The 12,711-nt window shown below is 69.9% G+C and carries 9 protein-coding genes, 1 tRNA gene and 3 pseudogenes; 10 read left to right on the top strand and 3 right to left on the bottom strand.

Annotated features, from left to right (window positions below):
• A pseudogene (locus KYY02_RS22805) lies at positions 1 to 2,287 on the top strand (M4 family metallopeptidase); the annotation flags it as partial.
• Positions 2,288 to 2,819: 532 nt separating this feature from the next.
• Here KYY02_RS22805 and KYY02_RS22800 read toward each other — a convergent pair.
• On the bottom strand, positions 2,820 to 3,290 hold the full coding sequence (locus KYY02_RS22800) for a hemerythrin domain-containing protein (protein WP_371240730.1): 471 nt from the start codon (positions 3,288 to 3,290) through the stop codon (positions 2,820 to 2,822).
• Between the two features lie 293 nt (positions 3,291 to 3,583).
• Between KYY02_RS22800 and KYY02_RS34010 the strand changes: the two are divergent.
• The 3 genes and pseudogenes from KYY02_RS34010 to KYY02_RS22785 all read left to right on the top strand — a co-directional run.
• A pseudogene (locus KYY02_RS34010) lies at positions 3,584 to 4,054 on the top strand (transposase); the annotation flags it as partial.
• A 531-nt stretch (positions 4,055 to 4,585) separates the two neighbouring features.
• Entirely contained in the window at positions 4,586 to 5,575 is a 990-nt protein-coding gene (locus tag KYY02_RS22790; RefSeq protein ID WP_371240728.1) for an endonuclease domain-containing protein, read from the top strand.
• 382 nt (positions 5,576 to 5,957) lie between these two features.
• Positions 5,958 to 6,293, top strand: a complete 336-nt coding sequence (locus KYY02_RS22785) for a hypothetical protein (RefSeq protein WP_371240726.1) — start codon at positions 5,958 to 5,960, stop codon at positions 6,291 to 6,293.
• Positions 6,294 to 6,354: 61 nt separating this feature from the next.
• Here the strand turns inward: KYY02_RS22785 and KYY02_RS22780 are convergent, their stop codons facing one another.
• The gene (locus KYY02_RS22780; RefSeq protein ID WP_371240723.1) at positions 6,355 to 6,588 is read right to left on the bottom strand and encodes a hypothetical protein; all 234 of its coding nucleotides are present in this window, start codon (positions 6,586 to 6,588) and stop codon (positions 6,355 to 6,357) included.
• Between the two features lie 836 nt (positions 6,589 to 7,424).
• Between KYY02_RS22780 and KYY02_RS34005 the strand changes: the two genes are divergently transcribed.
• Both KYY02_RS34005 and KYY02_RS22765 read left to right on the top strand, forming a co-directional pair.
• Positions 7,425 to 8,509, top strand: a protein-coding gene (locus tag KYY02_RS34005; protein WP_442538160.1) for an IS630 family transposase whose coding sequence is annotated in 2 segments (ribosomal slippage) — positions 7,425 to 7,884 and positions 7,884 to 8,509 — 1,086 coding nt in all. Because the reading frame shifts where the segments join, the coding sequence is not laid out codon by codon here.
• 78 nt (positions 8,510 to 8,587) lie between these two features.
• Positions 8,588 to 8,661, top strand: a tRNA-Met gene (locus KYY02_RS22765).
• A gap of 387 nt (positions 8,662 to 9,048) precedes the next feature.
• On the opposite strand, the pseudogene KYY02_RS22760 reads toward KYY02_RS22765, so the two are convergent.
• Positions 9,049 to 9,263, bottom strand: a pseudogene (locus KYY02_RS22760) (bacteriocin immunity protein).
• Between the two features lie 259 nt (positions 9,264 to 9,522).
• Between KYY02_RS22760 and KYY02_RS22755 the strand changes: the two are divergent.
• The 4 genes from KYY02_RS22755 (at position 9,523) to KYY02_RS22740 (ending at position 11,841) form a co-directional block, all read left to right on the top strand.
• On the top strand, positions 9,523 to 9,858 hold the full coding sequence (locus tag KYY02_RS22755) for an ArsR/SmtB family transcription factor (protein WP_371240717.1): 336 nt from the start codon (positions 9,523 to 9,525) through the stop codon (positions 9,856 to 9,858).
• A gap of 2 nt (positions 9,859 to 9,860) precedes the next feature.
• A complete protein-coding gene (locus KYY02_RS22750; RefSeq protein WP_371240715.1) occupies positions 9,861 to 10,577 on the top strand; it encodes a cation efflux transmembrane domain-containing protein in 717 nt (238 codons plus the stop codon).
• 111 nt (positions 10,578 to 10,688) lie between these two features.
• Complete coding sequence (locus tag KYY02_RS22745; protein ID WP_371240713.1) at positions 10,689 to 11,084, top strand: DUF6153 family protein; 396 nt, start codon at positions 10,689 to 10,691, stop codon at positions 11,082 to 11,084.
• 130 nt (positions 11,085 to 11,214) lie between these two features.
• The gene (locus tag KYY02_RS22740; protein WP_371240711.1) at positions 11,215 to 11,841 is read left to right on the top strand and encodes a DUF305 domain-containing protein; all 627 of its coding nucleotides are present in this window, start codon (positions 11,215 to 11,217) and stop codon (positions 11,839 to 11,841) included.
• Positions 11,842 to 12,711 lie beyond the last annotated feature (870 nt).

The following is a 12,711-nucleotide window of genomic DNA, read 5'->3' as shown; positions in this document are numbered from 1 at the left end:
GCCGCCACTCCGCGCAGGCGCGCGGTGCTGACCGCGGCGCTCACGGTGGGAGCCCTCCTGCTCCCGGCCGCTACGGCTGCGGGCCCGGCCGCCTTCGCCGCGGACAAGGACCGGGCGCCGCGGCAGATCGAGGTCCGGCCCGAGCCCGGGTCCGGAAGCGTTGAACTCTCCCCCGAAGAACGGGAGAAGCTGCTCGAGTCGGCCGCCGCCGACGGTGCCGCCACCGCCCGCCGGCTGAAGCTCGGCGACCGTGAGAAGCTCGTGCCGAGAGATGTCGTCAAGGACGCGGACGGCACCGTCCACACCCGCTACGAGCGCACCTACGCCGGGCTCCCGGTGCTCGGTGGCGACCTGGTCGTCCACCGCAACGGCGACTTTGGAACCGTCACCAAGGCCACCTCGGCGCGGATCGCTGTGGACACGACCAAGCCCACCGTCACCATCGGCGCTGCCAGGAAGGAGGCACTGGCAGCGGGCAAGGAGAAGGGAACCGCCGAGGCCGCCGTTCCGCGGACCCCCCGCCAAGTCGTCTGGGCGGGCTCCGGCGAACCCGTCCTGGCCTGGGAGACCTTCGTCACCGGCGTCCGGCGGGACGGCACCCCGAGCCGCCTCCAGGTGGTGACCGACGCCGGCACCGGTGAGCAACTGCACAGCGCGGAACAGATCCGCGCCGGTGAGGGCCAGGGCCAGTACAGCGGCCCCGTGCAGATCGGGTCGGTCTACAACGGCACCGCGTACGAGTTGACCGACCCGGCGCGCGGCAACCACCGGACCTACTCGTTCGCCCAGGACAACACGCAGAGCCTGCTCACCGACGACGACGACCACTGGGGCGACGGCACCGCCGCCCACGAGCAGACGGCTGCCGTGGACGCCGCTGTACGGCGCACAGAAGACGTGGGACTTCTACCGGGACCGGTTCGGCCGCAACGGCATCGCCGACGACGGGGTGGGAGCCCGCTCCCGGGTCCACTACGGCAGCGGATACGCCAACGCCTTCTGGGACGACTTGTGCTTCTGCATGACCTACGGTGACGGCATCGGCGACGCCCGGCCCGTGACCTCCATGGACATCGTGGCCCACGAGATGAGCCACGGCGTCACCTACGCCACCGCGAACCTGTCCTACTCGGGCGAGTCGGGCGGCCTCAACGAGGCGACCAGCGACATCATGGCCGCAGCCGTGGAGTTCTACGCGGACAACCCGCTGGACACGCCGGACTACACCGTGGCCGAGCTGATCGACCTGCGCGGCACCGGCCAGCCGATCCGGTACATGGACCGGCCCTCCAAGGACGCCTCCTCGAAGGGGACGTCCCAGGACCACTGGACCTCCGAGACCAGGAAGCTCGACCCCCACTTCAGCTCCGGGGTGGGCAACCACTTCTTCTACCTGCTCGCCGAGGGCAGCGGCCAAAAGACCATCAACGGCATCACGTACGACAGTCCCACCTACGACGGCAACCCGGTCGCCGGCATCGGCATCGAGAACGCCGCCGCCATCTGGTACCGGGCCCTGACGGTCTACATGACCAGCCGCACCGACTACGCGGGCGCCCGCGTCGCCACGCTCCGGGCCGCGGACGACCTGTTCGGCATGGCCGACGGCGCGTACACGGCCGTCGGCAACGCCTGGGCCGCGGTCAACGTCGGCCCCTCGTACGTCAACAACATCGCGGCCGTCGTTCCGCCGGCTCAGAAGTCCGCGGTGGGCCAACCCACCGAACTGCGGATCGACGCGGTCTCGACCCGTCCCGGCGCTCTCGGCTACGCCGCAACCGGCCTGCCCGCCGGACTGGACATCGACACCGCCACCGGGGTCATCAGCGGAACCCCGACGGCGGCGGGCGACTTCTCCACGGTCGTCACCGTCACGAACTCCGCATCGGAGACCCGCGAACTCTCCTTCACCTGGTCCGTGCTGGCCTCCGGCGGGGACTTCTTCACCAATCCGGCCCGGGTCCACATTCCCAACTGGGTCACCGTTGAGTCACCCATCACCGTCACGGGGCGGACCGGCAACGCGCCCGACGACCTCAAGGTGACCGTCGACCTCGTCCACGACTTCATCGGCGGACAGGTGATCAACCTCGTCGCCGAGGACGGCACGGTGATCCTGGTGAGGGACTTCGTCTGGGACGAGGGCACAGAACTCCACGCCACGTTCACCGTGGACGCGTCGGCCGTGCCCGCCAACGGCACGTGGAAGCTGCGCGTCACCGACAACACTCCCGGCATCTTCACCGTCGACCCCGGATACCTGGACGGCTGGAGCCTGACCTTCTGAGACTTCCGTCCACCGCGGCGTGACCTCGAGGAGCCCGCTCGTCCCTCGGCCGGCCGGGCCCCGCCCCGCCGGCCGAGGGCAAGGCGGCACGGTGGCGTCCTGTTTCTCGGAGCGTGCCAGGGCAAGGGCGCCGTCGATGTCCACGGTCACTTGGCCCGTCCGCGCCCGGCGCCGTATCACCGGTCAACAGTTCTACATGCTCATGTTCGCGTACTTCGGCACGGTTCCCGCGGCTCGACGTGGCGGCCCTCGGGGTCCGGCAGGTCTGCCGCTCGGCAGAGGGAAACACGGAGGGTGCCCCGTTTCACGTCGTTGCCGAGCAGGCAGACGGGACCAGGCTGCTGCACGCCCGCCAGAAGATTGAGGTACGGGTCGAGTGACACTCGGAGTCACTGATCACCTGGCCTGTTATTACGCTCATGACCAGGAGAATCACCCGCCGAAGCGGACGACCGGCATCTCGCGAGGTGCAACGGCACTGGCCGATCCGGCGGTGGCGGTCGCCACCGCCACCCACTGTTCGGTTTGAGGGTCATATAGGGCCCAGCGCCTCTCCGGGTGCGGCTGTCAGCTCGAGGGTTTCGAGCACAGCGAGCAGTTGCCGCTCCTCGTAGCGGAAGTGGTTTTCCATGATTGCGGCAATGCCTTCGAGGTGGTGATCGAGCTCCTCGGGCGGTGCGGCGCGGTCGACGGCGTCACGCAGGCTGCCCAGCAGGTGGGCGATCATCGAGTGATCCTGCTCGAGCGAGCGCAGCACCGGGCGCAGCTCCGGGTGCGCAGCTGCGACGGCCGGGAACAGGGTGCGGTCTTCGCTCTGGTGATGGCCGTCGAGAGCCGTGCAGAAGCCATGGCAGTACAACAGCAGCTCACGAGTGGCCGCCTCGCCGGAGGTGCCGTCGGCAAGGGAGTCGCGGGTCACAGACAGTGCTTCTCGCAGTCGGCTGTGCACCCGGCGGAGTTCTTGGCTCCAGGCGACGAGCCTGGTCGTCTCGCGCTCAGTCACGCGAGAGCGAAGGGTGCGACGAACGCATCGTCGGTCTCCTTCGATCCGGCGCCTCCATGCCTGGCACGGTCTGCCACCAGCACGCGACGCTTCCCACACACTACTATGCCCGTTACCGGCCGGCGCCACTGCCGTCCCGCACGCCGAGCGTGGCCCGCTCCGAACAAGCGCCATGGTGAGCCGTGGAGCCGCACCGTTCCTGCTGCTCCGGCAGCCACCACCTCCCCGGGCTTTTCCACTCGCCCGGTCCGGACACAGGTGCCGGCCCAGTCGGCATCTTCTTCCTCGCGCCGACGAATACGGACAGTGTGGTCGAGGCGATGACGGAGTGGTAGAACCGCCCGCTGGACCGCGTCCGCCCGGTCGTGTCCATCGTCTGCGTGCACGTGAGGATCCGCGACGGCCAAGTCGCGAACCGGCCCGTCCACATGGCGCCGGCCGTCGCCGGGGAGGGCGCGAGGGGCTCCCGGCCTGTGGGCCGGTGAGGGGCGAAGTACTGGCAGCAGGTCCTCACCGAACTGGAGAACAGGGGCGTGCGCGATGTTCTGATGCTGGTCCGCGACGGTCCGAAGGAACCGCCTACGGCGGTGAACGACGTGTGGCCCCGGACCGTGATCCGGACGTGCGTCGTTCATCTCCTGCAAAACATTTTCCGTTACGCGGGCAGGCAGGACCGGCAGGAGATGGCCGAGAACCTCAAGCCGATCTGCACGCCGCAGGCCGGGGCCGCCGCGATCGAGCGGTTCGCGAAGTTCCGGGAGGAGTGAGGGCCGGAGTGTCCCGTGGCCGTCCGGCTGTGGGAGAACACCCTACGCGCAGTGCAGCACCATTGCGATGTGTCGGCTTCGTGTCAGTTGCAAGTTGTCGGCCGCTCCCATGGGACGGAGCGTCCGCAGGTGGCCGACCGACATGAAACCGGTCCTCACAATTAGCCTGTGGGTATGTCGGAGCGTGTCATGTCCGGTCGCACGGACGGCCTGATCAGCTTGGTTGCCGCGGAGGCTCTGTGGGCCGATCTGACGGCCGACAGTGCTGTACCGACCTCTTCTGGGGTATTCACCTGTCCTCCTGCCCGTGTCCGGGCGGGGTACGTCCTGCTCGGCGACCACGTGGTGGCGACGGTGAGGGCGAGCGGCGGTCAGTGGAGTGTTGTGGAGGTTGAGGTGCGTCGGGCGGCCGCGGAACTGAACGCGGTGGGGATGGATCGGCAGGACCTGGTTCGCATCGGCCCGTTTCGTGGGGCGCCCGGACAGAAGTGCGACGAGGGAACGACGCTGCGTTGGCGCCGGCGCATCATGGGGGAACTGCAGGAGCCGGGCGGCCCTGAGCCGGCCGCACACCGTGAAGTCGGCCGCCCGTACCATCTGGCGGGGATCGACTGGCGACAGGTGCTCGTGGAGCAGACCCGCGACGGGACACAGCGCACGTGGTGGCTGCCACGTGCTGTGGTCAGGCTGCTGGACGCGGCCGAGCACGCCGAAAAACAGTGGGTGCGAGCCGCGCGGACCCGCCGGGCGAGCGCAGCCGTCACCGACCCGCCCTCCCACCCCCGACGGACCCGAGATGCCGGCGGGCGGCAGACGACGGGTCCCGGCAGCCCCACCGCCTCACTGCGCCCATATCACAGAGAACTGGAAGGCCAGTTGTACTCGGTGCTCAGCAGGAAGCCCGGCACCTCCCGCAAGGTGGCCGAGTGGGCGTGCGCCGTCTGCCGCACCGCGCCCGCCACCGTGCTCGACCACTGCCACGAACACGGTTACGTCCGCGCCCCCCTCTGCCAGTCCTGCAACACACAGGAACGCCCGGACCACCTGTACAGCAACGACATCCGCGTGGCGAACCGCTACACACGCCTCTTCCACACCGACACCGACGACTGGCTCCGCCACTGGCACCGCTGCCCCGGTTGCCGCGCGCGCACCACCCTGCCCCTGCCGCACCTCGCCGCATGGACCGCCCACATAGCCTGCCGGTCACTGCGCCCGACCCACCGTGCCCCCCGCGGGCGCAAGCCCTGCGGTGTCCTGCGCGTGTCCTGGACGGGCAGTCAGAACGCGCCCCGTTCCTGCCTGCTCACTGTCGCCGTCGATTTCTGTCCCTCCGGCGAGCACCGTGTCCTGGCGCACGTCCCCTACCGCGAGGCCGCCGAGCGGTTTCGCGTCTGGTTGGCCGAGACGGCCCCTGCCGTGGCCGCTGCGGCCGGTCCTGACCGCCTGGACGGCCTCCCCGCACAGTTCCGGCCCGTCATCGCGGACACCAGCGGCGAAGACCTGGAACTGTTCTGAGCAGGCACCGCGATTCCGGCCACGTCGATGCGGGTGGTGTCGGCGGATGAGCAATCGAGCCGGCGGGACCGGGCGTCTGAGTCAGGTCATGGTGGGCCGCGCGTCTTCCCTGTGCCCACCGCAGCGGCGCCCTCGGGCTCCGTCGTCACGCTCCCGACGCACGATCCGCTCTCCGGCACGTCGTTCACCTCGTGTACATGCGAGGCCGGGGGCACCGGTCGGTCGGCGGCTGCCGTGCCGGCACGAAGAGGCCCCACTCTCTCGCGGAACCCCCACCCCCTCGCAGAGGAGACCGAGTCCCTGGCCGAACACGATGCCTTCACGGCACACGTGACAGCGACAGAGGAGTGCATCGACCACGTCCTGACCCATCCAGCGGCAGATGACCCGCAACGCGCTGCAGCGCCTCTTCCCCCGCGACGGCCCCACCCTGAGCATGCACGAGTTGAGCACCCGGCTCATCGACTACCCCCGGCTCGGCCTCGATGACCACGACCGCGCCTGTCAGCAGATCCACGTCATCGGGAGCGCTCTGCAGGGCTTGGAGGCCGGCTTAAAAAGCGGACAGGCACCCCTCGGCCACCCGAAGGTGAGCGAGGAGGACCTCACCAGGGCCCGTGACCGCCACCGGTATGCCGAGCAGTACGTCGGTGACCTGCAGGGAAGCCGCAGCCACCCCGCTCGTGCCCAAAGTCCTGACCACGGTGGCCGGTCCTGAGCCCCTGCCCGGCTCGGCGGCCGCGCGCCGTACGGATCGCAGCCCAGTCCCGCCAACGCGCTCAACCGGCCCGCTGAAGGATCACCCCGCCCAGGCGCAGCAGCACGTACAGCCTGCCCACCCGCCCCGGCACAACCCTGCTCTGCTGTTCGGCCCACCTGTCCCGGGCGTCCCCAGTCAGGCAGCCGACGCACGCCTGCTTCCCGGACAGGGCCCGCCCCTCGTCGGTGAGGCGGTCCAAGCAGGTCTCCTCGGTGGCCGTGACGGTCACCTGTTCGAGCGCGGACGCTTCCATGTGCCCGGCGTTGATGACCAGCCCTCCTTCTTGTACGGAGCAATGAAGTAGGTGCCGATGTTCTCGACAGGTGCCTCCTGCGACGGCGCAGCCTTCTTCGAACCCCGTGCCACAAGGCCGGGCCACACGGCGTCCAGCTGCCGCCGGGTGCCGGCTGGATCGGCGAAGGCCGGGGAGTTGTACTTTCTCAGTGGGCTCCCATACCACTTGCACAGGGGGTCAGCAGGGCGGCGGGAGCGGCCACCTTGCGCTCCTCCTCGGTGGCAGCACGCACAAGACGCTCACGGGGCATGCCGAACCCCGCCTCCGCCTTGCTCCCGGCCGAACCGGCGGCCACAACGGCCGCCCGCAGATTTTTTCAGCACGGTTTCTGACCGAAGCACCGCCGCAGAGGGCGAGGCGGGGGCGGGCGTCCAACACGGTGTCCTTCTGCCTCCTCCGCCCGATGAGGCTGCTGGCGACCAGCCGCTCCAGGGGGTTGCGCACAGCGTCGGCGTCACGGACCCGCTCGGGATACTCCCGCTCCAGGTCACTGACGACCTCGCTCGCGGTGCGCGGCTGTCCGCGTGCTTGCCCGGAACGGCCAACGGCAGCTCATCCAGAGGTGGCTCGCCGGTCCTGGCCGTCACCGCCGTCGTCTTCTTCACCGCCGCTTCCTTCGCCACGGCCTTCCTGAGTGCTGCTTTCTTCTCGTCCGTCTTCTTCGTCCTTGTAGGTTGAGCCGCTCCGTTAGCAGTGAGTCCTGCTGGGACTCTGGATTCCATGTTGCGTTACTGAGCTTGTCGGTGTGATGTCGCAAGGCTGACAAACGACGGTTGTCGCGGTATGCCGGAAGTGTGAGGTGTCCGCAAGGCGGTGGCCTGACCGCCGAGCGGCGGGCGTTTCGCGAACGCATCCGCATGGAGGCGGCCGAGATGTTCGCCGAGGGACAGGACAATGCGACGGTGGCGAAGGAACTGCGGGTCAGCGTGCGCTCGGTGCAGCGCTGGCGTCGTTCCTGGCAGGAAGGCGGACGGCAGACCCTGCACTCCAAGGGACCGGCTGCCCGTCCCAGGCTGGACGAGGCCCTGTTCGCGGTTCTGGAGCAGGAGCTGGCCAAGGGGCCGGTCGCCCACGGCCGGCCGGACCAGACCTGGACCCTGGCCAGGATCAAGACGCTGATCGGGCGCCGGTTCCACCGGACCCTCACGCTCCCGGCCATCGCGCGGATGCTCCGGCGCCACGGGTGGAGCCACCAGGTTCCGGCCCGACGGGCACCGGAGCGCGACGAGGACGCGGTCGTCGGCCGGGTGAAGGAGACCCGGCCCCGGGCAAAAGGACCGCGGCGGCGCTCGGCGGCTGGATCCTCTTCGAGGACGAAGCCGGCTTCTCGATGACGCCGCCCACCTCCCGCACCTGGGCAAGGCGCGGGCACACGCCCGTGATCCGAGTACGGGGACGCTCCCAGCGCCGGTTCCCGATCGCCGCCCTGGCCCGCTGCAAGCAGGGCGAACGCTCACGCCTGGTCTTCCGGCCCAAGCGGCACATCGACCACAAACGCGGCGGCCGGCGCAGCTTCACCTGGACCGACTACCGCGACCTGCTGACCGCCGCCCACCAGCAACTCGACGCCCCCTTCGTCCTCATTCGGGACAACCTCAACGTGCACCTGGACACCCGGCTGCGGGCCTTCACCGACACCCACGACTGGATCACCGCCTATCAGCTACCGCCTTACGCACCCGACCTGAACCCGGTCGAAGGCATCTGGTCACCGGTCCGACGCACGGGCCGGAACAACACCGCCTTCACCGACCCCGACCACCTGATGCACGTCCCGCGCCGCACCCTCCGCGAACTCCAGTACCGCAGCGAAACCATCGACGGATGCCTCGCCGCAACCGGACCCACCCTGACGACATCACGCCGACAAGCCCAGTAACGCAGACCTGGAACCTACAACCCTCGCGGCTGGCGTCCCCACTGGCCTCTGGGAACCCGTGTAGAGTGTCCTCATCGACGCGGGGTGGAGCAGCTCGGTAGCTCGCTGGGCTCATAACCCAGAGGTCGCAGGTTCAAATCCTGTCCCCGCTACAAAATGAGAGGGGCCCGGCATCCGCCGGGCCCCTCTCACGTTCCTCCGCCCCAAGAAGTGCGAACCCACCTCGCCGATTCCGCTGAAGGACACGGCCTGACACCTGAGCACCTCTCGGCCGGTGCGATGACCTTGGCGGTCGTGAGCCGTCCCTCCTTCGCAGCACAGCGCATGCGGTGCTCACCGCATCTGCATAAAGTGCCCCTCAGGCCCGCTCGGACAGGACGGCGGGACTTGACGGCCCCGCGCCCGTCGCACGCCGCGCGGGGCCGCCCCGGCGCAGCTGTCCCCCATCCGCCCCGCGGGGAAGACGCCCGGCAACGGTCTTGCCCGCCAGGCCTTCAAAGGGATCGGCAGGCAGTCGGCTGCCGATCCGGCGTACGGCCTCACAAGGCGATCGGTCGATAGGCCGGAACCCGGTCGACTACCTCATCAGCGGACAGCTCCCTCCCCGGCGGCCAGAAGATCAGATCGCCGATACGCCGGACGGACATCCCAGGGCTTCGTCGAGCCTGTCGAGCCGGCCGTCCGCCTCCTCGTCGCAGGTGTGGTCCGCATCCATGATCCGCTGCACCAGCGCCACTGCGTCCGCGCGGCTCATCTGCGCTGCGCTATCGGGCCATTTCACCACAGCCGCTTCAGCAGGATCTGAGGTGTTCCAGTCGGGCTCCCTGATCGCTTGCATGCGGCCTTTCCTCTTCCTCGGTGGCCCTGGTGTGCAGCCCCGACCGGGGTGGTGACCGCATCACCCCGGAGGGGGAGCTTCCGCTGCCCCCAGATCCTCGATCAGGGCAAAGAGCAGTCACATGCCCTGACTATCCACGATTCCCTGAATTCAGGAAACTGTGTACTGTCTTGGTGTGCTGACTGTTGCCTCCGGCATCGAGGTGCTGGCCCGGTTCGGCCGCGCGCTCGCCGACCCGATCCGCTGCCGTATCCTCCTCGCCCTGTGTGATGCCCCCGCTTATCCGGCCGACCTCGCCGACGCTCTCGGCGTCTCGCGAACCCGCCTGTCGAACCACCTGGCATGCCTGCGCGACTGCGGCCTGGTCGTCACCGTCCCCGACGGCCGCCGCACCCGCTACGAGCTCGCAGACGACCGCCTCGGCCACGCCCTGGACGATCTGCGCACCGCGGTGGTCGCCGTCGAGACCGACCGGACCTGCACGGACGCCGACGAGAAGGAGTGCTGCTGACCATGGCCGCGGAGATGTCCATATCCCTTGGCCCCACCCCGGCCCGGCGCGACGCGCTCACCAAGCGGATACGGCTGCTGGTCGCCGTCACGATCACTTACAACGTCATCGAGGCGATCGTCGCCATCACCGCCGGGACGATCGCCTCCTCCACGGCCCTGATCGGCTTCGGTCTGGACTCGGTCATCGAGGTGTCCTCCGCCACGGCGGTGGCCTGGCAGTTCTCCGCCCACGAGCACGCCGTGCGCGAAGCCCGGGAAAGGACCACCCTGCGGATCATCGCCGTCTCCTTCTTCGCGCTCGCCGCGTACGTCACCTTCGACGCCGTCCGCGCCCTGACCGGCACCGGCGAAGCCGAGCGCTCCCTCCCCGGCATCGTGATTGCCGTGCTCTCCCTGGCCGTGATGCCGTTCCTGTCGGCCGCCCAGCGCAAGGCCGGCCGCGAACTCGGCTCCGCCAGCGCGGTCGCCGACTCCCAGCAGACTCTCCTGTGCACCTACCTGTCCGCCGTGCTGCTGGTCGGCCTGGTGCTCAACGCCACGCTCGGCTGGTCCTGGGCCGACCCGCTCGCCGCCCTGATCATCGCCGCCATCGCGGTGAAGGAAGGCCGCGACGCCTGGCAGGGCAAGGGCTGCTGCACAGTCCCCGCCGCGACGGTGCCGTCCACCGGCGCCGACGCGGGCGCGTGCGGCTGCCGCCCCGGCTGCGACTGCTGCTGACCTGCCCGGAATCCGCCGGTTGCCAGCGAATGCAGGCCCGGGAGGTGCGGTGCGCCGTGGGGGTGTGTGGCTTGTCGGGGTGTCGCGTTGGACTCGTGCGACGATGGCTGCGTGACCTCCACCGTGCTGCCGCAGAGCCGCCGCCCCGCCGGGCGGGGACTGCTGCTGCTCGTGCTGCTGGCCGGCGTGCTCGGCATGCACGGTCTTCCCCCCGCCCCGGCACCTGCTCGGGCCGCTGGGCATGCGATGACCGCGCCCCACCACGAGGTGAGCGTGACGGGGCCGGGGGAGGACTGCCTTCACACGGGCGGCAGCTCCGGTCATGCGGAGCACGCGGATGCGGCCTGTGCCGCGAGCGGCATCTCCTCGGCCTACGTTCCGCCGGCGCTGACGGCCACCCCGGCAGTGCCGGGCGCGGCCGACGGGACGGCCGCAACGGTGCCCGAGGGCGCGGTCGGCGGCCGGGCGCCGCCGGACCTGTCCGAACTGCAACTTCTGCGGATCTAGAGAAGCCCACGCGGCCACCGCTTCACCCGATCACGTTCGCGCCGGGAGCGGGCCGTGCCCTTCGGCGTCTCTCGTCCCTCATCCACGCATGTCCGCACAAGGGGTCTGCGCAGCAAGGAGTTGCACCACCATGACCGTCAACCATTCCTTCTTCCGCCGTACCGCCGCCCTGGTCGCCGCCGGATCCGCTGCCGTCGTGCTGGCCGCCTGTGGCGGCAACGGCTCGACCGGCCACAACGGCCACAACAGCGCCTCTTCGTCCGCGGCGCCCTCCGCACCCGCCTCGCAGGGACAGCACAACGCGGCCGACGTCACCTTCGTCAAGGGCATGATTCCTCACCATCGGCAGGCCATCGAGATGGCCTACCTGGCCCCCTCGCGGGCCCAGTCGGCGGAGGTGAAGAAGCTCGCCGCGGACATCAGGAAGGCCCAGGACCCCGAAATCAAGACCCTGTCGGGGTGGCTGGCCTCCTGGGGTGAGCAGGTCCGCGCCGAGGGAGTCATGGATCATTCCGCCCACGGCATGGACGGAATGATGACCGAGCAAGAGATGGAGAAGCTGAAGGACGCCTCGGGCAAGGCGTTCGACACCGCCTTCATGGAAATGATGATCAAGCACCACGAAGGTGCCGTCGCCATGGCCAGGACGGAGAAGGCGCAGGGCTCCTACCCCGAGGCCAAGATGATGGCGGACGCGATCACCACCTCGCAGTCCGCCGAGATCGAGCGGATGAACAAGCTCCTCGGCAAGAGCTGATCCATCTGATCCCGGCCCGGGGCGGCCGTCACCCGCGCCGCCCCGCGCCCTCCCTCTCGGACCCGATGCGATCACCCCTGCCCTCCCACACACGCCACCACATGGCGGCCGCCACGCTCACCGCGGCCGGCCTGCTGCCTGCTTCACCGGCCCGTCGCTCGCATCACCCGCATCACCGGGCGACGTGACGCCGGACCCGGGAACCGGGCGCCTGCACGGCCTGGGCATCGACCCGGCCGACAGCACCGTCCACGCAGCGGGTTGCCACGGCCTTCTCCGCCTGGCCCGCGGCACGGCCCACCGGGTGGCCGGCCGCTGTCAGGACACGACGGGTCTCACCGCCACCGGCCCGAAGACGTTCCTGGCTTCCGGCCACCCCTCACCCACCGGCCCCGACACACGCTTCCCGCACCTGGGCCTGATCCGCTCAACCGACGCCGGTCGCACCTTGCGGACGATCTCCGCCGAAAGCGAGACGGACTTCCACTGCTCCTTCAGGCCGGCACCATCGTGTACGGGTTCGGCAGTAGGAGCAGCCGGGTCCGGGCCAGCCTGGATGGCGGCCGCAGCCGGGACAAACGTGCCGACCAGCCGCTGTTCGACCTCGCCGCACACGTCTTCCGCCTCCAGCAGGTACGGGCGGCCACCGCGCTGGCCTGGCCCGCAGGGAGGACGGCGCCACCACCTTCGCGTCCGCACCCGGCGCCCCGGCCGCGGTGGCGGCGGAGCAGCCCGAGCCCGGCCTGCTCCTGGTCCTCGACGCGGACGGACGCGTCCTGTCCAGCCACGACGGTGGCCCCTGGGAGGAGCAGGCGCTGTCCCGGACCGGACGGCGGAAAGCCGGTGCTGCTGACCGCGGTCACCGCCGAC

The organism is Streptomyces pimonensis (assembly GCF_041380215.1).
Lineage (GTDB): Bacteria > Actinomycetota > Actinomycetes > Streptomycetales > Streptomycetaceae > Streptomyces > Streptomyces pimonensis.
Note: the sequence above shows the minus strand (reverse complement) of the source record. Positions and strands in the feature narration are given on the sequence as shown.